The organism is Bacillus sp. R45 (assembly GCF_021729365.1).
Taxonomy (GTDB): domain Bacteria; phylum Bacillota; class Bacilli; order Bacillales; family Bacillaceae; genus Bacillus; species Bacillus velezensis.
Genome location: NZ_CP091421.1, coordinates 2,924,735 through 2,947,500, shown reverse-complemented (window position 1 = coordinate 2,947,500; position 22,766 = coordinate 2,924,735). Strand labels below are relative to the sequence as shown.

The 22,766-nt window shown below is 47.0% G+C and carries 26 protein-coding genes and 7 tRNA genes (1 of these 33 cut by a window edge); 22 read left to right on the top strand and 11 right to left on the bottom strand.

The annotated features are described in order from the left end of the window. The 7 genes from L3V45_RS14460 to L3V45_RS14430 all read left to right on the top strand — a co-directional run. A tRNA-Phe gene (locus L3V45_RS14460) sits at window positions 1–45 on the top strand; it begins 31 nt to the left of the window's first position. Window positions 46–65: 20 nt separating this feature from the next. Next, a tRNA-His gene (locus tag L3V45_RS14455) sits at window positions 66–141 on the top strand. Window positions 142–149: 8 nt separating this feature from the next. Next, a tRNA-Gly gene (locus tag L3V45_RS14450) sits at window positions 150–223 on the top strand. Between the two features lie 15 nt (window positions 224–238). Then, window positions 239–315: transfer RNA gene (locus tag L3V45_RS14445), tRNA-Ile, on the top strand. 10 nt (window positions 316–325) lie between these two features. Then, window positions 326–400: transfer RNA gene (locus L3V45_RS14440), tRNA-Asn, on the top strand. Between the two features lie 3 nt (window positions 401–403). Beyond that, a tRNA-Ser gene (locus tag L3V45_RS14435) sits at window positions 404–494 on the top strand. A gap of 3 nt (window positions 495–497) precedes the next feature. Beyond that, window positions 498–569, top strand: a tRNA-Glu gene (locus L3V45_RS14430). 35 nt (window positions 570–604) lie between these two features. Here the strand turns inward: L3V45_RS14430 and L3V45_RS14425 are convergent. Beyond that, window positions 605–1,075, bottom strand: a complete 471-nt coding sequence (locus L3V45_RS14425; RefSeq protein ID WP_014305638.1) for a TspO/MBR family protein — start codon at window positions 1,073–1,075, stop codon at window positions 605–607. Between the two features lie 156 nt (window positions 1,076–1,231). Further along, on the bottom strand, window positions 1,232–1,951 hold the full coding sequence (locus L3V45_RS14420) for a TraR/DksA C4-type zinc finger protein (protein WP_003152213.1): 720 nt from the start codon (window positions 1,949–1,951) through the stop codon (window positions 1,232–1,234). Window positions 1,952–2,233: 282 nt separating this feature from the next. On the opposite strand from L3V45_RS14420, the gene L3V45_RS14415 reads away from it, so the two are divergent. From L3V45_RS14415 to menC, 6 genes are all read left to right on the top strand, one after another. Beyond that, window positions 2,234–3,649 carry an isochorismate synthase gene (locus L3V45_RS14415; RefSeq protein ID WP_003152215.1) on the top strand — a complete coding sequence of 472 codons (1,416 nt, stop codon included), beginning with the start codon at window positions 2,234–2,236 and terminating at the stop codon, window positions 3,647–3,649. Continuing rightward, window positions 3,646–5,382 carry a 2-succinyl-5-enolpyruvyl-6-hydroxy-3-cyclohexene-1-carboxylic-acid synthase gene (gene menD, locus L3V45_RS14410; protein ID WP_044053555.1) on the top strand — a complete coding sequence of 579 codons (1,737 nt, stop codon included), beginning with the start codon at window positions 3,646–3,648 and terminating at the stop codon, window positions 5,380–5,382. Before L3V45_RS14415 ends, menD begins: the two co-directional genes overlap by 4 nt. Next, window positions 5,370–6,200: a 2-succinyl-6-hydroxy-2,4-cyclohexadiene-1-carboxylate synthase gene (menH, locus tag L3V45_RS14405; protein ID WP_224988727.1), complete on the top strand. Its 831-nt coding sequence runs from the start codon at window positions 5,370–5,372 to the stop codon at window positions 6,198–6,200. The genes menD and menH overlap by 13 nt, the downstream gene beginning before the upstream one ends. Before the next feature lie 58 nt (window positions 6,201–6,258). Then, window positions 6,259–7,077 carry a 1,4-dihydroxy-2-naphthoyl-CoA synthase gene (gene menB, locus L3V45_RS14400; RefSeq protein WP_236837047.1) on the top strand — a complete coding sequence of 273 codons (819 nt, stop codon included), beginning with the start codon at window positions 6,259–6,261 and terminating at the stop codon, window positions 7,075–7,077. An 87-nt stretch (window positions 7,078–7,164) separates the two neighbouring features. Then, window positions 7,165–8,628 (top strand): o-succinylbenzoate--CoA ligase, encoded by a 1,464-nt coding sequence (locus tag L3V45_RS14395; RefSeq protein ID WP_236837045.1) that lies wholly within the window; start codon window positions 7,165–7,167, stop codon window positions 8,626–8,628. After that, complete coding sequence (gene menC / locus L3V45_RS14390) at window positions 8,625–9,740, top strand: o-succinylbenzoate synthase (protein ID WP_014305634.1); 1,116 nt, start codon at window positions 8,625–8,627, stop codon at window positions 9,738–9,740. Before L3V45_RS14395 ends, menC begins: the two co-directional genes overlap by 4 nt. A gap of 370 nt (window positions 9,741–10,110) precedes the next feature. Here menC and L3V45_RS14385 read toward each other — a convergent pair whose 3' ends face one another. From L3V45_RS14385 to L3V45_RS14375, 3 genes are read right to left on the bottom strand one after another with little or no spacing between them, the layout of a single operon-like run. After that, on the bottom strand, window positions 10,111–10,269 hold the full coding sequence (locus L3V45_RS14385) for a DUF1540 domain-containing protein (RefSeq protein ID WP_003152224.1): 159 nt from the start codon (window positions 10,267–10,269) through the stop codon (window positions 10,111–10,113). Between the two features lie 57 nt (window positions 10,270–10,326). Next, complete coding sequence (locus L3V45_RS14380; RefSeq protein WP_015387818.1) at window positions 10,327–11,367, bottom strand: cytochrome d ubiquinol oxidase subunit II; 1,041 nt, start codon at window positions 11,365–11,367, stop codon at window positions 10,327–10,329. Window positions 11,368–11,389: 22 nt separating this feature from the next. Then, window positions 11,390–12,721 carry a cytochrome ubiquinol oxidase subunit I gene (locus L3V45_RS14375; protein WP_003152226.1) on the bottom strand — a complete coding sequence of 444 codons (1,332 nt, stop codon included), beginning with the start codon at window positions 12,719–12,721 and terminating at the stop codon, window positions 11,390–11,392. 197 nt (window positions 12,722–12,918) lie between these two features. On the opposite strand from L3V45_RS14375, the gene L3V45_RS14370 reads away from it, so the two are divergent. Continuing rightward, on the top strand, window positions 12,919–13,167 hold the full coding sequence (locus L3V45_RS14370; RefSeq protein WP_003152229.1) for a type B 50S ribosomal protein L31: 249 nt from the start codon (window positions 12,919–12,921) through the stop codon (window positions 13,165–13,167). Between the two features lie 118 nt (window positions 13,168–13,285). Further along, a complete protein-coding gene (locus tag L3V45_RS14365; protein ID WP_003152233.1) occupies window positions 13,286–13,855 on the top strand; it encodes a beta-class carbonic anhydrase in 570 nt (189 codons plus the stop codon). On the opposite strand, the gene yidD is transcribed toward L3V45_RS14365, so the two are convergent. Further along, the gene (gene yidD / locus L3V45_RS14360; protein WP_003152235.1) at window positions 13,852–14,079 is read right to left on the bottom strand and encodes a membrane protein insertion efficiency factor YidD; all 228 of its coding nucleotides are present in this window, start codon (window positions 14,077–14,079) and stop codon (window positions 13,852–13,854) included. The genes L3V45_RS14365 and yidD overlap by 4 nt on opposite strands. A gap of 124 nt (window positions 14,080–14,203) precedes the next feature. On the opposite strand from yidD, the gene L3V45_RS14355 reads away from it, so the two are divergent. Beyond that, on the top strand, window positions 14,204–14,677 hold the full coding sequence (locus L3V45_RS14355; RefSeq protein ID WP_003152237.1) for an S-ribosylhomocysteine lyase: 474 nt from the start codon (window positions 14,204–14,206) through the stop codon (window positions 14,675–14,677). A gap of 114 nt (window positions 14,678–14,791) precedes the next feature. After that, on the top strand, window positions 14,792–15,235 hold the full coding sequence (locus L3V45_RS14350) for a FixH family protein (RefSeq protein WP_015387819.1): 444 nt from the start codon (window positions 14,792–14,794) through the stop codon (window positions 15,233–15,235). On the opposite strand, the gene ytzI is transcribed toward L3V45_RS14350, so the two are convergent. Then, entirely contained in the window at window positions 15,232–15,381 is a 150-nt protein-coding gene (ytzI, locus tag L3V45_RS14345; protein ID WP_003152241.1) for a YtzI protein, read from the bottom strand. The genes L3V45_RS14350 and ytzI overlap by 4 nt on opposite strands. A gap of 124 nt (window positions 15,382–15,505) precedes the next feature. Between ytzI and L3V45_RS14340 the strand changes: the two genes are divergently transcribed. The 3 genes from L3V45_RS14340 (at window position 15,506) to ytkD (ending at window position 17,111) form a co-directional block, all read left to right on the top strand. Continuing rightward, entirely contained in the window at window positions 15,506–15,943 is a 438-nt protein-coding gene (locus L3V45_RS14340) for a Dps family protein (protein WP_003152242.1), read from the top strand. 151 nt (window positions 15,944–16,094) lie between these two features. Next, window positions 16,095–16,499: a phage holin family protein gene (locus tag L3V45_RS14335; protein WP_003152243.1), complete on the top strand. Its 405-nt coding sequence runs from the start codon at window positions 16,095–16,097 to the stop codon at window positions 16,497–16,499. A 132-nt stretch (window positions 16,500–16,631) separates the two neighbouring features. Next, window positions 16,632–17,111: an RNA deprotection pyrophosphohydrolase gene (ytkD, locus tag L3V45_RS14330; protein WP_003152244.1), complete on the top strand. Its 480-nt coding sequence runs from the start codon at window positions 16,632–16,634 to the stop codon at window positions 17,109–17,111. Between the two features lie 35 nt (window positions 17,112–17,146). Here the strand turns inward: ytkD and L3V45_RS14325 are convergent, their stop codons facing one another. Genes L3V45_RS14325 through L3V45_RS14315 form a run of 3 tightly spaced genes read right to left on the bottom strand, consistent with a single transcriptional unit; the run spans window position 17,147 to window position 19,732 of the window. Further along, window positions 17,147–17,959: an ABC transporter permease gene (locus L3V45_RS14325; RefSeq protein WP_196616081.1), complete on the bottom strand. Its 813-nt coding sequence runs from the start codon at window positions 17,957–17,959 to the stop codon at window positions 17,147–17,149. Beyond that, entirely contained in the window at window positions 17,934–18,716 is a 783-nt protein-coding gene (locus L3V45_RS14320; RefSeq protein WP_003152246.1) for an ABC transporter ATP-binding protein, read from the bottom strand. Before L3V45_RS14320 ends, L3V45_RS14325 begins: the two co-directional genes overlap by 26 nt. 11 nt (window positions 18,717–18,727) lie before the next feature. Further along, window positions 18,728–19,732, bottom strand: coding sequence for an ABC transporter substrate-binding protein (locus L3V45_RS14315; protein ID WP_015387821.1), 1,005 nt, complete (start codon window positions 19,730–19,732; stop codon window positions 18,728–18,730). A gap of 139 nt (window positions 19,733–19,871) precedes the next feature. On the opposite strand from L3V45_RS14315, the gene L3V45_RS14310 reads away from it, so the two are divergent. Then, window positions 19,872–20,645, top strand: a complete 774-nt coding sequence (locus tag L3V45_RS14310) for an alpha/beta hydrolase family protein (RefSeq protein ID WP_015418056.1) — start codon at window positions 19,872–19,874, stop codon at window positions 20,643–20,645. Window positions 20,646–20,702: 57 nt separating this feature from the next. Beyond that, window positions 20,703–20,945, top strand: a complete 243-nt coding sequence (locus tag L3V45_RS14305; protein WP_003152249.1) for a DUF2584 domain-containing protein — start codon at window positions 20,703–20,705, stop codon at window positions 20,943–20,945. Window positions 20,946–20,987: 42 nt separating this feature from the next. On the opposite strand, the gene pckA is transcribed toward L3V45_RS14305, so the two are convergent. Then, the gene (pckA, locus tag L3V45_RS14300) at window positions 20,988–22,571 is read right to left on the bottom strand and encodes a phosphoenolpyruvate carboxykinase (ATP) (protein ID WP_024085712.1); all 1,584 of its coding nucleotides are present in this window, start codon (window positions 22,569–22,571) and stop codon (window positions 20,988–20,990) included. Window positions 22,572–22,766: the final 195 nt, after the last annotated feature.

Genomic DNA, 22,766 nt, shown 5'->3' with positions numbered 1-22,766 from the left:
CTGAAAATCCGTGTGTCGGCGGTTCGATTCCGTCCCGAGCCACCATTTAATTTAATATTGTTTTGGCGGTTGTGGCGAAGTGGTTAACGCACCAGATTGTGGCTCTGGCACTCGTGGGTTCGATTCCCATCAATCGCCCCAAACAACATGCGGGTGTAGTTTAGTGGTAAAACCTCAGCCTTCCAAGCTGATGTCGTGGGTTCGATTCCCATCACCCGCTCCATTTTTATATTGTCATGGGCCTGTAGCTCAGCTGGTTAGAGCGCACGCCTGATAAGCGTGAGGTCGGTGGTTCGAGTCCACTCAGGCCCACCATGATGATTTTTCCACAGTAGCTCAGTGGTAGAGCTATCGGCTGTTAACCGATCGGTCGCAGGTTCGAATCCTGCCTGTGGAGCCATACGGAGAAGTACTCAAGTGGCTGAAGAGGCGCCCCTGCTAAGGGTGTAGGTCGTGTAAGCGGCGCGAGGGTTCAAATCCCTCCTTCTCCGCCATAAGGCCCGTTGGTCAAGCGGTTAAGACACCGCCCTTTCACGGCGGTAACACGGGTTCGAATCCCGTACGGGTCATTAAAAAAACCTTGCATAGTATGCAAGGTTTTTTATTATGCGTTCATAGCGTAAATGGTAAAAGACAGGTATGTGGCAAAAGCGCTCCATAATAAATAAGGAACCAGAAGCCAGGCTGAAGCTTTACTGTATTTACCGGCAATGAGCAACAGAATGAGTGTTGTCACAGCCACAAGCAGGCAATCGATAGATGCAGCAAGCAAATTTTTCTGTGTGAATTGAAAATAGCTGAATCCTTGATTCACGATATAATTGATGAGGAGCATCACCCAAAAAGCTTTGGATTCTTTACATGAAAACTTTGCATATATTAAGGCTGCTGAGAGCGAAATAAGCGCAAACAAAACCGCCCATATGATGCCTATCACTGATCCGCCCGGCGTCCAGTCAGGTTTTTGCAGCGCGTCGTACCATTCCCGGTCGATGGGAAAGAGAAACCCTGCTAAAGAAAACAAGACATATGTAATGATAAATACAATAATCGCACCGATATACTTCTTTTTCATTTGTTCCCTCCGTCATTCAATGTCAATACGTTAGTTCCCTTTCTTGGAAAGATTAAACCGTTCAAAAGGTTCATGCACCATTAAGTGTATGAGTTTTCGGTGTGAAAATGCAGCAAACCAATTATTTGTATTCAAAAACCCCGGCCTGCCGGGGTTTTAATCAGCATGAAGGTCGCCAAAGGTCGTCATAATTCCTTCTTCGTCCAGTTCCTGCTCATATTTTTCGTGTGCCTTGCTTGGATACACGGAAATGTTTTTTCCGGTAATATCTGTCGCGATAAAGTTTTCATAATCCTCAGCATAGCCGATGTTTTCTTCTGAGTTCATTGTCATATCACCATAGCTGAGCGGCGGATCTTCTAAATCCTGAGGCGTTTCTGAGTTTCCGTATTCCTCAACATCCTGATAAGCATCTTCACTATCGTAAGCCGCCCGGATTGATTCATCATCATCAAATTCAAACTGTCCGAACGGTGTTTCCTCTTCAATCGGCCTGTCTTTGGAAACGGCATCCTGCGAGGAATATTCCGCCAATGTCGTAGCCGTCGGCAGAGCTTCGAGTCTGTCATAAGGAATGTCCTTGCCGCTGACTTCACAAGTGCCGTATGTGCCGTTCTCAATTTGTTTCAGAGAGTAATCAATATCGCGAAGGTGCTCCCTTTCATGGTCGAGCAGAGCCAGGTCTTTTTCCCGCTCGTATAATTCGGTCGCCTGATCGCCGGGATGATTGTCATAGGAAGACAATTCGCCGGATGATTGATACGGGAATTCATCAGTTAACTGAAATTGATCATTTTCTTTAAAGCGGCTTAAAATATCATCTCTGGCTTCTTCCAATTCTTTTTTTAAGTGTGTGATCTGTTCGTTTGTAAGCACATCAATCCCTCGTTTCTATGTGATGCTTACTGTTAGTATGAACGTTTTTACGCAGAAAAATGGTGGATAAAAATAGTCATTTTCCCACGAGGAAGTAAAAGGATACAGTGATTGCCGAGAGTGGGGAAAGAAAATTCAAGTTTGTTTCTTTATTCATTTGCGCAAAAAGGTTTATAATAAGAAATGCAGGCATTTTGTCGTGCTCAAATCTGTGTGTTTGACACAAATTCATCACAGGTGTATTGTATTAAAAGCATTTAACGGATTATGGAGGAATGTCTCATGGTGACAACGGTGCAGCATACGTTCCGAGAGGAAGCAGATCATGCATTACATAAAGCCAAACAAGTCAACCATGCTGTCTTATTGAGCTATTCAAGACGTATTGCGTCTTTAGACCCTCTATCATTTTTCAAAGACGGAGCAAAAAAATATAAAGGCAAACGATTTTTTTGGTCAGAACCCGGTAGTGAATTAACAATAGTCGGTCTTGGCACAGAAGCGCTGTTCCAATCGAATGAAAAAAATGGAAAACGTTATCACGACGTTTTTGAACAATGGGAGCGCTTTAAAAAGACGGCTTTTCATATTCATGAAGAAGAAGAGGCGGCGCATACCGCGGTCGGCCCTGTCTTATTCGGCGGTTTTTCATTTAATCCCGCTGAAGAGAGAGGAGACGAATGGAACGGGTTTGAAGAAGGACTGTTCTTTATCCCTTCACTCATGCTGACAAAGACGGCAGATGGCGATTATTTAACCGTCAATCAATGGGCGGCAGACGGTAATCAGGCAGAAGATACGCTGAAACGTCTGAAATCTTTTTCAGAAGCTTTTGCAGTTTCTTCAATTGAGTATGAAGAATATCCTGTTTTAACAAAAGCGGAAGAACTTGATGTGGAAAACTGGCTTGAAGCCATTAAAACAGCAACAAATGATATGAAGGCAAATCAATATGATAAAGTCGTGCTGGCAAGGGAAGTCGTTTTGTCATATGATGGGCCTATTCCGGCGGAGAGCGTTGTCCGCAAGCTTTTGACGGACCAAACGACAAGCTATGTTTTTGCGATTGAGCAGGGAGATAAATGCTTTGTCGGCGCTTCACCGGAACGGCTGATCAAAAAATCAGGCAAAGACGTTATGTCCACCTGTCTGGCAGGTTCAATTAAGCGCGGAGAAAATCAACAAGAAGATGACCGTCTCGGCAAAGAGCTGCTGCATGACGAAAAAAATCTCGCGGAACATGATTTTGTGGTTAAGATGATACACGATTCTTTCTTGTCGAGCTGCAGTGATGTGAAAAAGCCTGCAGGCCCGCAATTATATAAAACAAAAAGTGTTCAGCATCTATATACGCCGATCACAGGCCATCTGAAAACGTCCGCTTCGCTGTTTGATTTAATTGAAAAGCTGCATCCCACTCCGGCATTGGGAGGAGCTCCTCAGCAGAAAGCTGTTGAAGTTATCGCTGATATTGAACCGATGACACGCGGATGGTATGCGGCTCCGATCGGCTGGATGGACGGCAGGGAAAACGGAGAATTTGTCGTGGCTATCCGATCAGGGCTGATTGAAGGCAAAAGTGCGCGGCTTTTCGCAGGCTGCGGCATTGTTGAAGATTCAGATCCGCAATCAGAATATGAAGAAACACAAATTAAACTAAAGCCGATGATCTCTGCTTTAGGAGGTGAAAGGCTTTGACAAACCCGATTACACATTATATCGGAAGCTTTATTGATGAATTCGCGCTATCGGGTGTCACCGACGCGGTTGTTTGCCCGGGATCGAGGTCAACTCCCCTGGCGGTTTTGGCGGCGGCCCACCCGGATATTCAAGTCCATATACAGATTGATGAACGATCTGCAGGTTTTTTCGCACTCGGTCTTGCAAAAGCCCGCCAGCGTCCGGTCATGCTGATTTGTACGTCAGGAACGGCAGCGGCTAACTTCTATCCGGCCGTGATTGAAGCTCATTATTCAAGAGTGCCTCTTATTGTCCTGACTGCTGATCGGCCTCATGAATTAAGGGAAGTGGGGGCGCCTCAGGCGATTAACCAGCATTTTCTGTTCGGTAACTTTGTTAAGTTTTTCACAGACTCAGCTCTTCCTGAGGAAAAACCTCAAATGCTGAGCTATATCAGAACATTGGCCGGCAGAGCCGTAAGTGAAGCCGGGAAGCGCCCGATGGGGCCAGTCCATATCAATGTGCCGCTCAGAGAGCCTTTGATGCCGGATTTATCAGCCGGACCTTTTGAAAGAATGAGAAAGGGGAAGCACGTCTCAGTCACAACAGGGATTCAGTCAGCTGATCAAGACTCTCTCTGTCATATTACAGAGCGTCTCGCGGGTACCGAAAGAGGTATGATCGTCTGCGGCGAAATTCACGGTGAAGCAGAAAAGCAGCAAATCATCGCGCTTGCCGAGATGCTTCAGTTCCCGATTTTGGCTGATCCGCTTTCAAACCTCCGAAACGGGGAGCATGATAAGACGCTGATTATTGATGCTTATGACTCGTTCTTAAAAGATGAAGAAATAAAAGAGGCGCTGCGCCCTGACGCTGTGATCCGCTTCGGTCCGATGCCGGTTTCCAAACCGCTCTTTTTATGGCTCAGAGACGATCCTGCCATTGAGCAGTTTATCGTCGATGAAGACGGAGGATGGAGAGATCCCACCCAGGCCGGCGCGCATATGATTCATTGCCATCCGTCTGTGTTTTTGGAAGCGGTCCGTTCAGCTGAAACCGGAAAACGGCCGTCCGGATGGCTTGAGAAATGGCAATTTGTCAATGACCGGTTCCGGAGTCATTTACAGGCCGCGAGCATGGATGATTTATCATTTGAAGGAAATGTATATCGTCAGCTTCAGCACCTTGTCCCTGAAGGCAGTTCGATTTTTGTCGGCAACAGCATGCCGATCCGCGACGTGGATACTTTCTTTGAAAAACAAGATCGTTCCTTCCGTGTTTATGCCAACCGCGGCGCTAACGGCATTGACGGAGTTGTCTCCTCGGCTATGGGACTGTGTGAAGGTACAAAAGCTCCTGTCACGCTTGTCATTGGAGATTTATCGTTTTATCATGATTTAAACGGGCTGTTAGCGGCTAAAAAACTTGGAATTCCGCTTACGGTTATTTTAATAAACAATGATGGCGGCGGGATTTTCTCGTTTTTGCCGCAGGCATCTGATAAGACTCATTTTGAAGAACTGTTCGGTACGCCGACGGGTCTTGATTTCCGGCATGCCGCCGCACTGTACGGCGGGACGTATACTTGTCCTGAGACATGGGAAGCATTTAAGGATGCGTATCAGCCGCAGGCGGACAAGCCCGGACTTCATATAATCGAGCTGAAAACAGATCGGACATCAAGAGTTCAATTCCATCGCGATCTGCTGCAGGCCGCAGTGCGGGAAGTGAAAAAAGAATGGAAACTGTAACAGTTAAAACGGCCGACGGCGTATGCTATCGTGCTGCTGATAGCGGACACGGACACGAATCGTCTGAAGCTATTGTTTGTCTGCATGGATTTACGGGCAGCAAAGAATCATGGATGTTTTTACGCGGCATGTTTCCCGGCGAGCGAATGGTGATGATTGACTGCCTGGGTCACGGGGAGACAGACGCGCCTGTGCAAGCGGCAAGGTATAGTGCGAGCCGGCAGGTTGCGGACCTTGCCGCCGTTTTTGATCAATTAAAACTTCACAAAGTGAAACTTATTGGTTATTCTATGGGGGGAAGACTTGCGTATTCCTTTGCACAGGCATTTCCGCATCGGGTGTCAGCGCTTGTTTTGGAAAGTACAACCCCGGGCCTCAGCACGCTTCAGGAACGCAAAAAACGGATTCAGTCAGATCGGAAGCTTGCTGACTTTATATTGCGGGAAGGTATAACATCGTTTGTTGATTATTGGGAGAGCATTCCGTTGTTTGCCACGCAGCTTTCTCTGCCGGACAGCGTAAAGGCGTCCATCCGTGCCGGCAGGCTGAAGAATAATCCGTCCGGACTTGCAGGAAGCCTGCTCGGAATGGGGACAGGCTCACAGCCTTCCTGGTGGGAGGCATTACACCGCATCAAGGCGCCCGTCCTGCTCATATGCGGTGAATGGGATGAAAAGTTTTGCGCTATTAATCAAAAGGTGCATAACCTGCTCCCATCAAGTAAAATAGAGGTTGTCAAACAGGCGGGGCACACGGTACATGTGGAACAGCCGCGAATTTTTGGTAAGATAGTAAGTGAGTTTTTATACGGCTTGTAAAGCATAAAGAAAATAGCTTTTCGGCCGGACTCAGGCAAAAATGAAGGAGGTCATATCAATGGCTGCAGAATGGAAAAGTGAACGTCAGTACGATGAAATCCTGTACGAGACGTATAACGGTATTGCAAAAATAACAATTAACCGCCCGGAGGTACATAACGCATTTACTCCTAAGACGGTATCAGAAATGATTGACGCGTTTGCTTGTGCGCGTGATGACTCCAATATTGGTGTCATCATTCTTGCGGGAGCGGGAGATAAAGCATTCTGTTCAGGCGGAGACCAAAAAGTCCGCGGTCACGGCGGATATGTCGGAGACGATCAGATCCCGCGTCTGAATGTGCTTGATCTTCAGCGTTTGATCCGTGTGATTCCTAAACCGGTCGTAGCGATGGTATCAGGCTATGCCATCGGCGGAGGCCATGTGCTTCATATCGTCTGTGATTTAACGATTGCGGCCGATAACGCGATTTTCGGTCAAACCGGCCCGAAAGTGGGAAGCTTTGATGCCGGTTACGGCTCAGGTTACCTGGCGCGTATCGTCGGACATAAGAAAGCCCGTGAAATCTGGTACCTGTGCCGTCAATACAACGCGCAGGAAGCGCTCGACATGGGGCTTGTCAATACGGTTGTCCCATTAGAGAAACTTGAAGAGGAAACAATTAAATGGTGTGAAGAAATGCTTGAGAAAAGCCCTACAGCCCTTCGTTTCCTTAAAGCGGCATTTAACGCTGATACAGACGGCCTCGCCGGAATTCAGCAATTTGCAGGAGATGCAACGCTTCTTTATTACACGACTGACGAAGCGAAAGAAGGCCGTGATTCCTTTAAAGAGAAACGCAGTCCCGATTTCGGTCAATTCCCTCGTTTTCCGTGATCAGATGACACTACGAAACAGCTTGAGCCGCTCTGGTCCAAGCTGTTTTCTTTTCAAAAACAGTACTTTTACCTCGGAGATGATAACATGCTGACAGAACAGCCGAATTGGCTCACTCAAAGGGCTCAGCTGACACCGGAGAGAATCGCTCTCATATTTGAAAACAAACAGATGACATTCAGAGAATTATATCATGCTTCTAAACAAATGGCCGCGCGGCTGTCCAAATACTGCTCGCTTAAAAAAGGAGACAGGGCCGCGATTTTGCTTTCTAACAGACCGGAAATGGTTTATGCCGTTCACGCCTGCTTCTTATTAGGGGCGGAAGCTGTGCTGTTGAATACGAAGCTCTCAAAACAGGAACGGTTGTTTCAGCTCGAAGATTCACAGGCAAAGCTTTTATTGACGGAGGACGGTTTTTGCCGCGAAGAATATGAATCTGCGGTCGCCACCGCAGATGTGGACGAGCTGCAGGCTGAAGAGGCGGGTGACATGGAGCCGGAAGCTTATGTAACGCTTGATGATACGGCGACTCTTATGTATACGTCAGGAACAACAGGAAGGCCGAAAGGGGTGCAGCAGACTTTCGGTAATCATTATTCCAGCGCTGTATCGTCTGCGCTGAATCTGGGGGTCACGGAGCGGGACCGCTGGCTTATTGCGCTGCCGCTGTTTCATATCAGCGGTCTGTCTGCGCTGTTTAAGTCGGTCATTTACGGCATGCCCGTCGTGCTTCATCAAAAATTCTCTGTCACTGATGTGCTGGACAGCATCAGCTCCCATCAGGTCACGATCATTTCAGCGGTGCAGACCATGCTCTCGGGCCTGCTTGCGGAAACTGAACAATGTCCTGAATCACTGCGCTGCATTCTGCTTGGCGGGGGTCCGGCACCGCTGCCGCTCCTTGAAGAATGCCGCAGGAAACAATTTCCGGTATTCCAATCTTACGGCTTGACTGAAACCTGCTCACAGATTGTCACACTTTCTCCGGAATTCAGCATGGACAAGCTCGGCTCTGCCGGTAAACCGCTGTTTTCATGCGAAATTAGAATTGAAAAAGACGGAAACCCTTGTGCGCCGTTTGAACATGGTGAAATTACGGTGAAAGGCCCGAATGTAATGAAAGGGTATTATCATCGTGACGACGCGAACCAGGCCGCTTTTCATAATGGATGGTTTAAAACGGGCGATCTTGGCTATTTGGATGATGAAGGGTTTTTATACGTGCTGGACAGGCGGTCGGACCTCATCATTTCAGGCGGAGAGAACATCTACCCCGCAGAAGTGGAAGCGGCGCTGCTTGCCCATCCGGCTGTAGCGGAGGCCGGTGTTTCGGGAGCCGAAGATCCGAAGTGGGGGAAAGTGCCACATGCTTTTCTCGTGCTGACTTCTTCTGTCAGTTCTAAGGAGCTGACCGCCTTTTGCCGTGAGCGGCTTGCAAAATATAAAATACCGGCTGCTTTTTTCAAGGTTGACGGGCTCCCGCGGAACGCGTCCAATAAACTGATGAGGCATCGGCTGAATGAGCTTCGTAAAGGAGAATTGTCATGATTAAGATTGAAAAAATCACCCTTTATCATGTAAGTATGAGGCTGAAAAAACCGTTTAAAACAAGTATTGAAACGCTGCAGGATCGTAAATTTTTGATCGTGGAAGCGATCGATGAAACCGGGAGAACCGGCTGGGGGGAGGTATCCGCGTTTTCTTCTCCGTGGTATACAGAAGAAACGATTCAGACATGCGCGCATATGCTGAGAGATTTTTTCATCCCAAATGTCGTAGGCCGCGCGTTTTTCCATCCGTCAGAAGTGCCTGACAGTCTCGCGCGTTTCAAAGGAAACCGCATGGCAAAAGCGGGGCTTGAATCAGCCGTGTGGGATCTATATGCCAAGAAAAAGGGGATATCTCTCGCAGAAGCCTTAGGGGGCAAAAGAGATAAAGTGCCCGCCGGCGTGGCGGTGGGTCTGGCTTCGGCTGATGAGATGCTTCGGGAAATTGAGCAATACGTAAAAGAAGGTTATCAACGTATAAAAATAAAAATTCAGCCCGGCCATGACGTTGATCTGGTCAGAGCCATCCGCAGCCGTTTTCCGAACGTGCCGCTGATGGCGGATGCCAACTCGGCTTATGAACTGAAAGACATCAGCAGGCTGAAAGAGTTGGATGAATTCCAGCTCATGATGATAGAACAGCCGCTTCAGGCAGATGATATTGTCGATCACCGCCACCTGCAGAAACACTTAAGAACCGCGGTATGCCTTGATGAAAGCATATGCTCTTATGATGACGCAAGGCGGGCGATTGAGCTTGGGAGCTGTAAAATCATTAACATAAAACCGGCGCGTGTAGGAGGCCTGACAGAGGCATTAAAAATACATGACTTATGCAGAGAGCATCACATGCCGGTTTGGTGCGGCGGAATGTTTGAAACCGGCATTTCGAGAGCGCAGACAGTCGCGCTTGCTTCGCTGCCGCAATTTACGATACCGGGTGATATTTCCTCATCAGACCGATACTGGGAGGAGGATATTGTCACTCCCGACATCCGTATCGAAGAGGGATTCATCTCTGTCCCGGACGGTCCCGGACTAGGTGTTGAAGTCAATCAGGAAATAATGAGAAAATACGTCACCCAAATGGACGTTTTTACGACAAACAACTGATAAAAAGACATTTCAGCGAGTTGAGCTGCCTGTATGCTGCTGTTATATTGAAGCTGTTCATTATCACCCCTTCCCCCGTTTGAACCGGCTGTATCAGCCGGTTTTTTTAATAGGCGGATGCGATGATTTTTTTATTCTTCAAACAGTGCTGGCTTTACAACGCAGGTGCTGCTTTCCGGCTGGGGCAAACATGTACATCTTGATAAAAAATTCTGAGCTTGTCATGAATGCGATACTGATTGTACCGTCTGCCGCCTATATTTGCCGCCGAACCGCCTTTTTGCCATGCTTCTCATCCGCGCGGTTTTCTCCGGCTCAGGGAGGCTTGCGGCGGAAATGAAAAAGAGCTGTATAAAACAGCTCTTTTCTTTTATAAATCTTGCGGTTTAAAGGTTTTGCAATCCGTTTCTTCACTTTTTTCAGCGGTTTCGCCTGTATGGCTGACCACATAAATAGCGTCGGCCGTGCATTTGTTTCCTCTGCCCCAATATGAACAGTTATTGACTTCACACAGAATTTTTTGGTCCATGCTGGCTCCCCTCCAAGATAAAAGGTACGCCATTAGTATGAGCCGCCCTGATTTTTGTTATTCCTCCTGGCGGATATAACGTCTGTCTTTCATAAAGAGCTTCCAGAAGAAATAAAACCCGGGGAACAAAATGATGAAAGCGACGATATACGTCATAAACAGCGCCCTGAAGGTTGCCGGCTCCGTAAATCCTGACATGACCGTAATATCCGGATAAATCATATAAGGAAGATGAGCCCGTCCGTATGCATAGCTTGCCAAAAAGTATTGAAGCGCAATGGCGATCATGGCGATTCTCGGTTTGCCGAGGTTGCGGCCGAAGCGCTTATTCGGCAAAAACAGAGCCACGCCGGCAATGATAAATGTAATGACAGACAGAATGAGCCATGTCTTGTCTTTCATCATCCCCGTATACAGCCAGCCGGCTTCAGAGCGTAACGTCAGCATAATGAAGAAGGCAAACAGAAGCGACAGCGGCCCTGTTATTAAAGAGCTCCGTCTGTAGATGCGGTACGCATGCTCCTCTTCCGCAACATTTGAAAAATCGGCCAGAAGCAGTGAAGATAAAAATAAAGTGCTTAAAATGGCAAAGCCGATAAACGCATACGCATTAAGGCTTGTAAAGACATTTGCCAAATTCAGTTGATACACTCCGCCCGTCTTCTCAATAAACCCTCCGTGTGTGACCGGAAGGACCAAAATCAGCACAGCGGGAATAATGAAGCCTGAAATTCCGGAGATATATCTCATGATTTTTCTTTCCTTCGCCGTATTGGAGAAGACGAGAAAGCCGCTGCGGATGGCTAAGAGCAGCAAAATAATACTTCCCGGGATCAATAAAACGGTTCCCAGCACGAAGGTTGCCCCGGGAAAGAAGCTGAATAGGGCGACAACGATCGCGACGATAAAGACGTTGGTCACTTCCCATGTCGGGGACAAATAACGGTTGGCGATGTTTGTCGCCTTTGTTTGTTCTTTATTTAAATATATCATCGACCAAAAGCCGGCTCCGAAGTCCATCGTTGCCATGACCGCGTAGATAAACACGAAGCCCCATACGATTGATATCGCAATGAGAGCATCCATGGTAATGTCCATTTCAATTCAGCCCTTTCTATTGTTAGGATTCCGCCGCTTTTACATCCTCCTCAACAGGATGTTTGCGGAAATAATAAAGCAGCACATAAATGACTGCGGCTGCCAAAATGGCGTAAACCACTGTGAACAGGATGAACAGCAAACCGATTGAACCGGTTGTCGTGACGACATCAGACGTTTTCAGGAGATGGTAAATCACCCATGGCTGCCGCCCCGTACAAGCGAATATCCACCCGAATTCAATTCCGATCAGACTGAGCGGTCCTGCGGTTAAAAATAAAATCAAAAGCCAAGTCGGAAAGCTGTCTTTCTTTAAAATTTTTCTCCACACGATGCCGATGATGGAGTACAAAATGAGCAGCATCCCGATGCCGACCATTCCGTTAAACAGTGTATGGATGAATAAAGGCGGCCATTCGTCTTTAGGAAACGCGTTCAATCCTTTGACGACGGTATCAAAGCTGTTTGCGGCCAAAAAGCTTAAAGCCCACGGCACTTCTATCGCCCATTTTACTTTTTCTTCTTTTGCATCAGTAAAACCCCCGATCGCAAGCGGAGCGTGTGATCTAGTTTCAAACAGCCCTTCTGCGCCCGCAAGCTTCTCAGGCTGGTATTCGTAAAGAAGCTGGGCTGACTCGTGACCGTTTAAAGAAGCAATAATAGAGAATATCCCGCCGATCGTTAAAGCGAGCAGCAGCGCTTTTCGGTGAAAGCGGTATACCTGCTCCTGTTTTCTCGTTCTCAGCATTTTATAAGCCGCAACTGACGCGACGATAAATGCACCGGTCATGAAAGCCGTCAGTACGACATGGCCCGCGGTGGTGAAAAAGCTTGGATTAAAAAACGCTGCCCACGGTTCGACGTCAGTGATTTTGCCGTTTAAAATTTTAAAGCCGGCCGGCGTTCCTTCAAATGCGTGAACATTTGTGATTAAGACGGCGGATGCCGCGGCGCCGATCAAAACGAAAATAACGGCAATGATGCGCATCGCCGGGGTCAGCCGGTCAGCGGCGTAGACATAAATGGACATAAACAGCGCTTCAATAAAGAAAGCATAAATTTCAATCTGAAACGGAAGTGACATCACCCTGCCGATGACCTCCATGAATCCGGGCCACAAAAGGGCAAGCTGTGTACCCGCGATCGTTCCGGTCGGTATCGCCACGCCGAGCAGAACAGCCTGCGCCTTCGTCCACCTTTTCGCCATAATGGCATAATGCGGATCTTTTGTTTTTTGATAAATCAATTCGGCCATTAAAATCATCAGAGGCAAGCCGACACCAAGCGTCGCAAAAATAATATGAAAGCCCATGGTTGTCCCGAACAGACTTCTGGCTAATACTAAATCATCCACGATCATAAACCGCCTTTCTAAATTACCGTTTTATGTAATGTGGTTATATTATTTGCTGAAGCGATTAGATTATTCTTCCGATTCCATATATGTGCAGGGTTTAGAAATCAAGGGATCAGGGCATATATGATTGACAAGCGCCTATTTAAGGTTTAGAATAAAACGTAATTATTACGATTTGAGAAAGGGAGATCACCATGAAAAAAGATATTCATCCGGATAACCACCAAGTGATTTTTCAAGATGTGAACAGCGGCTACCGCTTTTTAAGCCATTCTACGAAAACGTCAGAGGAAACGGCAGAGTGGGAAGACGGAAAAACATACCCGCTGATTAAAGTGGAAGTCAGCTCAGATACGCATCCGTTTTATACGGGCCGCCAAAAATTCAACGAAAAAGGCGGGAGAGTCGAACAGTTCAACAAAAAATACAATATGGGGAAATAAGACAAGCCCAATAGGGTTTGTCTTATTTATTGAGCACTTTATCATCTCGTGCGGGGAGTGACGAAATGCTCCGCCTTATGTTATATTGTGAATAAAAAAGCAGAAAGGAAACACCAAGATGAGTCTTCTAAACGATATCATGCAATTTAATGAGCAGTTCACTAAAAACAAAGATTATGAAAAATACCAAACATCTAAATTCCCGGATAAAAAGATGGCGATTTTGTCCTGTATGGACACACGTCTTGTAGAATTGCTTCCGCATGCGATGAACATGCGAAACGGCGATGTGAAAATTATTAAAAGTGCCGGCGCGCTTGTCGCCCACCCGTTCGGAAGCATCATGCGCAGCCTTTTAGTGGCCGTATACGAATTAAACGCTGATGAAGTCTGCGTTATCGGCCACCATGATTGCGGCATGAGCAAAATCAACAGCGAGGATATGCTTGATAAAATTATCGACCGCGGTATTCCGAAAGAGCGGATTGACATGCTGAAGCACTCAGGTGTTGATCTTGATCAATGGCTGAAAAGCTTTGATTCAGTAGAAGCGAGTGTTACAGACAGCGTAAACGTCATTAAACACCATCCGCTATTCCCTGACAATGTCCCGGTGCACGGTCTGGTGATTGATCCTGAAACCGGTAAACTTGATCTGGTGATCGACGGCTACCAGCATATGGACTAATGTTTTTGTTTTTTGTCCGGTACGGGATCAACACCGCCCGGATGAAAAGGGTGGCACTTTAAAATCCGCTTCAGTGTCAGCCATCCGCCTTTTAATGCGCCGTGAGTCTTGACGGCTTCGATTCCGTACTGCGAACACGTCGGATAAAAGCGGCATGACGGCGGCGTCAGCGGAGAGATGAACTTCTGGTATCCGCGGATGAGCGCAATCATTATGGTTTTCATTAAAAAACCACCTTTCTGATGCTAGTATAGAAAAAAAATTTCAGATTGAAAAGCTTCCGCCACAATTCTTATCGGAAAACTGTGTTATAATGGATGCATATTCTGAAAAAAAGGGAGTGCCATTATGCCTTCAGTAGAAAGTTTTGAGCTAGACCATAATGCGGTTGTGGCTCCGTATGTAAGACATTGCGGAGTGCATAAAGTCGGAACAGACGGCGTCGTGAATAAGTTTGACATTCGCTTCTGCCAGCCGAACAAACAGGCGATGAAGCCGGATACGATTCATACGCTTGAGCACTTGCTTGCGTTTACGATTCGCACACATTCTGAGAAATACGATCACTTCGACATCATAGATATCTCACCGATGGGCTGCCAGACAGGCTATTATCTTGTTGTCAGCGGCGAGCCGACAGCGGAAGAAATTGTAGACCTGCTTGACGCTACGCTGAAAGAAGCCATCGATATTACGGAGATTCCGGCGGCCAACGAAAAACAGTGCGGCCAGGCGAAACTTCATGATTTAGAAGGCGCGAAACGGCTGATGCGTTTCTGGCTGTCACAAGATAAAGAAGATTTGCTGAAAGTGTTCGGATAAAAAACAGGCCTTTTTGCTGACATGCAAAAAGGCTTTTTTACATATTTCTAAAAAATGTCACACCTTATGTGTAAGCGTTTGCTAAAATAGAAGCAAACATGAAGGAGTGATGGGATGAAACGGGCTGTATTGGCAGGTATGTGCGGTATGGTATTTCTATTATCTTCCTGCGGGGGCAATTCGGACAAAACCGCCGCGGATGAGGAGCCTAAAGCGCTTGAGGTCAAGCTTACAGGACCGGAAAAGGCAGCATTGCATGAAAAAACGGAATACAAGGCGGAGGTTTTTTACGGCGGCAAGCGTGTCACGGATGCGGATGAAGTCATGTTTGAAGTATGGAAAGAAGGAAAAAAAGGCAGCAGCAAAACAAGCAAGGCCAAGGAGGAAAAAGGGGCGTATCACCTGCGGACTGAATTTGATGAAGAGGGTGTGTATACCGTTCAATCCCACGTAACGGCAAAACAGCAGCATAATATGCCGACTGTAAAAGTGCGTGTCGGGGATGCTGAAGCTGCCGATGATTCCTCCGGCCATGAGGAACAGACGCATCATCATTAAGGATTGTTTTTATCCGTCAAGCCTTTTGATGCGTCCTCCGGCGGGTCAATCGTATGTTTTACGTTATAAGCTCTTACAGTCGACCAGATGGATAAAAGCAGCACGGCGAGCACGATAAGAAAGCCGAAGCTCAGAAGAAGCAGCATGAAATCCCTCCTTTTTAACAAATCATAACATATTTTCCATCCGTAAAATCAAGGGCTAAAAATTTATGTTTTAACACACGATATATAGGGTATATCAATAGTAAATCAAAGGAGGAAGATAGGCATGTCAGAAAAACTATTGGAAGCGGTCAATAAACAAGTTGCAAACTGGACGGTCATGTATGTGAAATTACATAACTATCATTGGTACGTCAAAGGGAAGGACTTTTTCACATTGCACGAAAAGTTCGAGGAGCTGTATAACGAAACGGCTACATATATTGACGATCTGGCAGAACGTCTGCTGGCATTGAACGGCAAGCCGATCGGCACAATGACGGAATCATTGAAGACTGCTTCTATAAAAGAAGCGGAAGGCAATGAGAGCGCAGAACAAATGGTACAGAACATTTATGATGATTTCACTGTCATTGCGGAAGAGCTGAAAAGCGGCATGGATCTCGCAGATGAGGTCGGAGACGAAACGACCGGAGATATGCTGCTTGCCATTCACCAGAATATCGAAAAACATAATTGGATGCTGAAAGCGTATTTAGGATAATCAACAAGGGAAGACCGGGGCTATAAAGCACTCGGTCTTTTATTTGGCTGCCGAAGAGAGGTGTTGTCCATTTTTCTGAAAAATCCAGTCCGTTCCATTCACTTTTCATAGAATAATGTAAGGCCGTTTCTGTGAAAGGATGTTGGATCAAGTGGGCAAAGACTTTGGCATCTTTTCGTTTTTTGCAGTGATCGTGTCGGCAGCGGGGTTTTTCTTTGGCGGTTTTCAGTATTCGTTTCTGATTTTGCTATCGGTCATGGCGATTGAGTTTATCAGTACAAGCTTAAAAGAATCTCTTTTGCAGCAGCTGAGCGCAAGAAAGCTTTTTGCGCGGCTGGTCAAAAAAATCGTGACCCTGGCATTAGTCTCAGTTTGCCATTTTTTTGATCAGCTGCTTCATTCAGAAGGCGCTATCCGTAATTTGGCTATTATGTTTTATATCTTATACGAATCGGTTCAGATCGTGATAACGGCAAGCTCGCTGGGCATCCCGGTTCCGCAGGTGCTCGTCGACCTATTGGATACCCTGAAAAATAAATTCAAGCGCAAACCGTAACATTTGCTTCAAAGGAGGCTATACTAGCGGGTATGATGGTTTTCCTCTGAATTTTTGATAAAGGGCTTCCGAACAAACGCAACTGTGGTATGATGTATGGAAGATATGAAGGAACGGATTAGAGGGATAAACATGTACGAGTTTAAAGACTATTATCAGAATACTGTTCAGCTCTCCTTTGAACACCAGCCTTTTTCAGACAGCCCGAAGCATGTATGGGTCATATGCCGATACGGAGATAAGTGGCTTTTGACTGAGCACGAAGACCGGGGGTTTGAATTTCCGGGCGGAAAAGTGGAGCCGATGGAATGTGCGGAGGAAGCGGCCCTGCGCGAGGTGAAAGAAGAAACCGGCGCCGCGGTAAGACATCTGAAGTACGTCGGACAGTATAAAGTTCTCGGCAGGGAAAAGGTAATCGTGAAGAATATTTATTTTGCCGATATTGAAAAGCTTGAAAAACAGGCTGACTATTTTGAAACAAAAGGGCCGGTGCTGTTCAGCGAACTGCCGGAAAATCTCCCCCGAAATAAAAAATTCAGTTTCATTATGAAAGATTCGGTGCTTCCGATCAGTCTGAAAAAGCTGAAAGAGGACGGCGTATTTCAATCATAAAAAACGGAGACCCGGCGCTTACGCACGGGTCTTTTTTATATTTTTCCTTTCGTCCATTTTCTTTCTAACAGTTCGACTCCCTGATACATCAATGTCGCAAAAATCGCGATGATCAGAAGGCTTAAGAACACAAGAGTGAAATTGAAGACCTGGAATCCGTAAATGATCATGTAGCCCAGACCTTTTTCGGAAACGAGAAACTCGCCGACGATGACACCGACCCAGGATAAACCGACGTTCACTTTAAGCGCGGAAATAATCGCGGGGGCGCATGCCGGCAGAATGACTTCTTTAAACATGATGCTTCTTTTCGCTCCGAATGTTTTCATCACCTTAATATAGCTTTCATCCACTTCCTGAAAAGCCGTAAAGACGACGATTGTCGTGATAATGACACTGATGACTGCTCCCATGGCGACAATGCTTGTGAAATTCGGTCCGAGTGCCACGATGAGAATCGGTCCGAGTGCGACCTTCGGCATCGCGTTTAAAATGACGAGGTACGGGTCTAAAACCCGGGCGAGCCGGTTTGACCACCATAACAGAGCGGCGAGGCATGTGCCGAGAAGTGTGCCGAGCAAAAAGCCGAGAACGGTTTCTCCTAAGGTTACGCCGATGTGCGCCGCAAGGGATCCGTCCGCAATCTTTTCAACTAAAAGCCTGCAAACGGCGGAGGGTGAGCTGAAGATTAACGGATCGATCCAGCCCGCCCTGCTCGATATTTCCCACCCGGCAAAAAATACGATGAAAATGGCGGCCTGATACGCACGGATCCGGAGCTTTTCTTTTTGGTGTCTTTTCTTAAACTGCTGATGAAGCTGTTCAATCGTGCCGCTGCTGTTTTTCAAGGGAATTCAGCTCCTTCCATATGGTTTGAAACAGCGGCTGAAAGGCCGGATCCTGACGCGCGTCAAACGGATCTAAAGCCGCGAGCTCCTTAGGCACGGTGAATATTTGGTGGATGGTGCCCGGCTGATTCGAAAATAAATAGATCGTATCGCTCATGGCGATGGCTTCACCGATATCGTGGGTGACGAGCACGGCGGTTTTTTGAAAATCCTTTAATGTTCTGAAGACAAGGTTTTCCAAAGAAAGCTTCGTTTGAAAGTCCAGCGCGGAAAACGGTTCATCAAGGAGCAGCAGTCCAGGGTCCGGCGCAAGAGTTCTGGCAAGTGCCGCCCGCTGCCGCATTCCGCCTGAGAGCTCTTTCGGATATTTCTTTTCAACGCCGATTAATCCGAGCTTAGGCAGAAGGCTGAGAACTTCAGCTCTTTTTTCTTCTGTTAATGTTTTTGAAATGTGTAAACCGAGCAGCACGTTTTCCTCAATTGATTTCCAAGGAAATAAATAATCCTGCTGAAGCATATAACCAATTTGGTGTTCTTTATGGTTCGGCACGCTTCCTTCGATCAGCACCCGGCCTTGCGCAGGGGTGATAAGGCCGGCCAGAATGGACAGGAGTGTTGTTTTTCCGCATCCGCTCGGCCCGAGAAAGGAGATGAAATCCCCTTTTTCAATCTGAAAATGTATATCTTTCACGGCGGTTGTCTTTTCTTTAAGCGAGAAATAAGTATGTGTTACATGATCCACATGTAAAAAAGACATTCATGTTCCTCCTATTGTTCTGAGGTGACTTTTTTGGCGATTTTTGTGTTGACGAGTTTGCTGTACGGAATGTGTTTCGGGAGCTCTCCGGCTTCATCCATAATAGATTGAAGCAGTTCCCATTCATCCTTTTGCAGAGCTGGGTCTGCAGAGAATGACTTTTGTTTTTTATAGCGCTCTATCGATGTTTCGATAATGGCCGGGTCTGTATCGGCAAATTCCTTCTGAATCGTTTTTGCGATGTCTTTGGCCGGATGGCTTTCCACCCATTGCTGGGCGCGATAGATGGCGCGGGTGAATTTTTCCGCCGTCTTTTCATTGTTTTTCAAATAACTTTCTTTTGCCATAAAGGTTGTGTATGGCACTTGGCCGGAAGCTTCTCCGAAGGATGCGACGATATGACCGATGCCTTCTTTTTCAAATTGGGATGCCGTCGGTTCAAACAGCTGCACATAATCACCCGTTCCGGATGCGAATGCGTTGGAAATATTGGCGAAATCAATGTTTTGAACGAGGTTAATGTCTTTTTTCGGCTCTATGTGATTCTTTTTCAGGACGTACTCACCGGCCATTTGGGGCATGCCGCCTTTTCGCTGGCCGAGAAATGTTTTTCCTTTTAAATCGTTCCATTTGAATGATTTCTCATCCTTCCGCGACACGAGAAATGTGCCGTCCGTCTGCGTCAGCTGCGCGAAATTGATGACCGGATCTTTTGCTCCCTGCGCCTCCACGTAAATGGATGTTTCAGAACCGACCAGCGCGATGTCTGACCCGTTTGACAAAAGCGATGTCATCGTTTTGTCTCCGCCCCATGTTGTTTGAAGTGACACTTGGAGCCCTTCTTTTTTAAAGAAACCTTTTGCTTCAGCGACATACAGAGGCGTATAGAAGATGGAGTGTGTGACTTCCGCCACCTTTACCTTCGTCAGACTTTCTTCCTGTCTGCAAGCCGGAAGAATGAGCAGGAAAAAGGCGCATATGACAAAAACGCAGCCCGCTTTGAGCCATTTGTTCACGGTGTAACCTCCTTGTTTTAAGCGTTAAAATAACCTTTTCTGCTTTACATATCGTATGATGGGTATAAAAAATGTGTGAGTGCCCATATTCACGTTGGGAAAGAATAAAAAAACTGATGATCTAAGGAGGCGCATTGTTTTGCTGGTAGAAAAGAAAAGGTTCCCGTCTCCGAGTCCGCATGTCCGCCTCTTTGCGGTATGCTATGAGTCAGAAGGGCTGAAGGTAAAGGGGCTCCTTGCCGAGCCTGCGGCGCCGGGAACATATGACGGTTTTTTATATTTGCGCGGCGGCATAAAAAATGTCGGCATGGTACGCCCCGGGAGAATCGTTCAATTCGCTTCCCAAGGCTTTGTCGTGTTTGCGCCTTATTACAGAGGCAACCAGGGCGGCGAGGGAAATGAAGATTTTGCGGGAGAGGACAGAGAGGACGCGTTTTCCGCTTTCCGCCTGCTTCGGGAGCATCCGAACGTCAGGGAAGGGCGGGTGCATATTTTCGGTTTTTCCCGGGGCGGAATCATGGGGCTTTTGACCGCGATTGAAATGGGGCATCAAGCGGCTTCACTCGTTTCATGGGGCGGTGTGAGCGATATGGTGCTGACTTATGAAGAGCGGAAGGATATGCGGCGGATGATGAAGCGGGTGATCGGCGGCACGCCGAAAAAGGTGCCGGATGAATACAGATGGCGTTCGCCGTTTGAAAAAGCAGACCGCATTCAGGCCCCTGTGCTGCTCATCCATGGAGAGAATGATGAAAATGTTTCGATCGAACACGCCCGGATGATCGAGGACAAGCTGAAAGAGGCGGGGAAACCGGTGGAAACTTGGTATTACAGCGGTTTTACGCATTATTTTCCGCCGCAGGAAAACAGACGCATTGTCCGGCGGCTGGCGGAATGGATGAAGACACGGTAAGATGTCTGATTTATGATATGATAATAAAGAATAAGAGAATGAAAGGGGATTTTCATTTTGGGAATGCCTGTTGAATTTAATACCATGATTGTGACAAAAGGCAATGAAAAACGGATAGAGGAAAATATCTTTTTATTGGAGAAAGAGGGCTACCGCGTCTATCCTCTTGATATTCCGATGGACGTGCGCAAAACGAAAACCGGAGAGAAATCCGGCACCGGCGAGGTCCAAAAGCTCGAATGGGCGAACGGCCGGACAAGCATTACATACAGACTCACTTCGCTTCATTCGACAAACTGAAAAAACAAAAGCCGAGGGCATAAACGCCCTTGGCTTTTTTGATTACACGAGAGGTCCGCCGGTTTTGGCAATCGAGTCTGCATGGGAAAACTTTTTAAAGTTTTCTTTAAACTCATTGGCTAAAAACAGCGCTTTTTCGTTGTATGCTTGTTTATCGCTCCATGTGTTTTCAGGCTGAAGAACTTCATCCGGCACGCCCGGAACATGAACGGGACTGTGCAGGCCGAAAATGCTGTCTGCCGTCATGTCAGTCTGGTTCAGTCTGCCGTCAATAGCGGCCTTGACCATCGCTCTTGTATACGAAAGTTTCATCCGTTCTCCGACTCCGTACCCTCCGCCGGTCCAGCCTGTGTTGACCAGGAAGACTTGAACGCCGTGTTCGTCGATTTTATGCCCGAGCATTTCGGCATATACATGCGCCGGAAGCGGAAGGAACGGTGAACCGAAGCACGTCGAGAAAGTCGTTTGCGGAGATGTCACGCCGCGTTCGGTTCCTGCGAGTTTACTGGTGTATCCGCTTAAGAAGTGATACATCGCCTGTTCCTTCGTCAGTTTGCTGATCGGAGGAAGCACGCCGAATGCGTCCGCCGTTAGAAAGACGATCGCCTGCGGATGGCCGGCAATGCTCGGCTGCACGATATTGCCGATCATCTCAATCGGATATGCGGCTCTTGTGTTTTCCGTGTAGAAGGAATTGTCGTAATCCGCTTCACCCGTTTTTTCATCAAGCACGACATTCTCAAGAACAGACCCGAAGCGGATCGCACGAAAAATCTGCGGTTCTTTTTCCTCGCTCAGATTGATACATTTAGCGTAACATCCGCCTTCAATGTTGAAAACGCCGGAATCTGACCAGCCGTGCTCGTCATCTCCGATCAGTTTGCGGTCCGCATCGGCTGAAAGCGTCGTTTTCCCTGTGCCGGAAAGGCCGAAAAACAGGGCGACATCGCCTTTTTCACCGACGTTGGCTGAGCAGTGCATCGGCAGTATATCCTGCTGCGGAAGCAGGAAGTTCATAATGGAGAATATTGATTTTTTCATTTCTCCGGCGTATTCGGTACCGCCGATTAAAATGACGCGCTTTTCGAAAGAGACAATGATAAATGTTTCCGAATGCGTGCCGTCCGTCTCCGGGTCTGCTTTAAAATGCGGAGCTGAGAGAATGGTGAAAGGCTGCGCTTGCGGGTCTCTTTCATCCGTTTCCGGTCTGATAAACAGCTGGCGCGCGAATAAATTGTGCCACGCAAATTCATTTACGACCGTAATCGGCAGTCTGTATTTTTCATCCGCTCCCGCGAATCCTTCAAACACAAACAGTTCATCCCGCTGTTTTAAGTAGCTGACGACTTTGGCGTACAGCTTTTCAAACGCCTCTTCAGAAATGGGCTGATTCACCGCGCCCCAATCAATTTGATTTTCTGTGCTTTGTTCACGGACGATAAATTTATCTTTAGGTGACCGGCCTGTATATGCGCCGGTAGTGGCGCGTACGGCGCCCGTTGATGTCAGCGTTCCTTCATTTCGGCTGATCACTTTTTCGGTAAGTTTTGGAGCCGATAAATTATGATGCACATTCGGACTTGCAAGTAATGCTTGAAGATCTGCGGTTAAATCAACTAATTTCATAAAAACCTTCCTTTGCCGGTTTATTTGTATTTCGCTGAATGTGGAATTAGTATAACATATATCTGAAAATAGTCTATACTATTTACGGTTTTTTGTTTGTGTTTTTCCATTGCTTCCCGAAATAAAGGCGCGCAATCGCTTTAATTCATATTGACACTTTCCGCCCTTTTACGATAAGATATTTCATTGAGCGGA

Coding starts and splice junctions, on each gene's coding strand:
- L3V45_RS14355 (WP_003152237.1), top strand. CDS start 14,204: ATGCCTTCAGTAGAAAGTTTTGAGCTAGACCATAATGCGGTTGTGGCT.
- L3V45_RS14395 (WP_236837045.1), top strand. CDS start 7,165: ATGCTGACAGAACAGCCGAATTGGCTCACTCAAAGGGCTCAGCTGACA.
- L3V45_RS14425 (WP_014305638.1), bottom strand. CDS start 1,075: ATGAAAAAGAAGTATATCGGTGCGATTATTGTATTTATCATTACATAT.
- ytkD (WP_003152244.1), top strand. CDS start 16,632: ATGTACGAGTTTAAAGACTATTATCAGAATACTGTTCAGCTCTCCTTT.
- L3V45_RS14340 (WP_003152242.1), top strand. CDS start 15,506: ATGTCAGAAAAACTATTGGAAGCGGTCAATAAACAAGTTGCAAACTGG.
- L3V45_RS14385 (WP_003152224.1), bottom strand. CDS start 10,269: ATGGACCAAAAAATTCTGTGTGAAGTCAATAACTGTTCATATTGGGGC.
- L3V45_RS14365 (WP_003152233.1), top strand. CDS start 13,286: ATGAGTCTTCTAAACGATATCATGCAATTTAATGAGCAGTTCACTAAA.
- L3V45_RS14380 (WP_015387818.1), bottom strand. CDS start 11,367: ATGGACATTACCATGGATGCTCTCATTGCGATATCAATCGTATGGGGC.
- L3V45_RS14370 (WP_003152229.1), top strand. CDS start 12,919: ATGAAAAAAGATATTCATCCGGATAACCACCAAGTGATTTTTCAAGAT.
- yidD (WP_003152235.1), bottom strand. CDS start 14,079: ATGAAAACCATAATGATTGCGCTCATCCGCGGATACCAGAAGTTCATC.
- L3V45_RS14415 (WP_003152215.1), top strand. CDS start 2,234: ATGGTGACAACGGTGCAGCATACGTTCCGAGAGGAAGCAGATCATGCA.
- menC (WP_014305634.1), top strand. CDS start 8,625: ATGATTAAGATTGAAAAAATCACCCTTTATCATGTAAGTATGAGGCTG.
- ytzI (WP_003152241.1), bottom strand. CDS start 15,381: ATGCTGCTTCTTCTGAGCTTCGGCTTTCTTATCGTGCTCGCCGTGCTG.
- L3V45_RS14350 (WP_015387819.1), top strand. CDS start 14,792: ATGAAACGGGCTGTATTGGCAGGTATGTGCGGTATGGTATTTCTATTA.
- menB (WP_236837047.1), top strand. CDS start 6,259: ATGGCTGCAGAATGGAAAAGTGAACGTCAGTACGATGAAATCCTGTAC.
- menH (WP_224988727.1), top strand. CDS start 5,370: ATGGAAACTGTAACAGTTAAAACGGCCGACGGCGTATGCTATCGTGCT.
- L3V45_RS14320 (WP_003152246.1), bottom strand. CDS start 18,716: ATGTCTTTTTTACATGTGGATCATGTAACACATACTTATTTCTCGCTT.
- pckA (WP_024085712.1), bottom strand. CDS start 22,571: ATGAAATTAGTTGATTTAACCGCAGATCTTCAAGCATTACTTGCAAGT.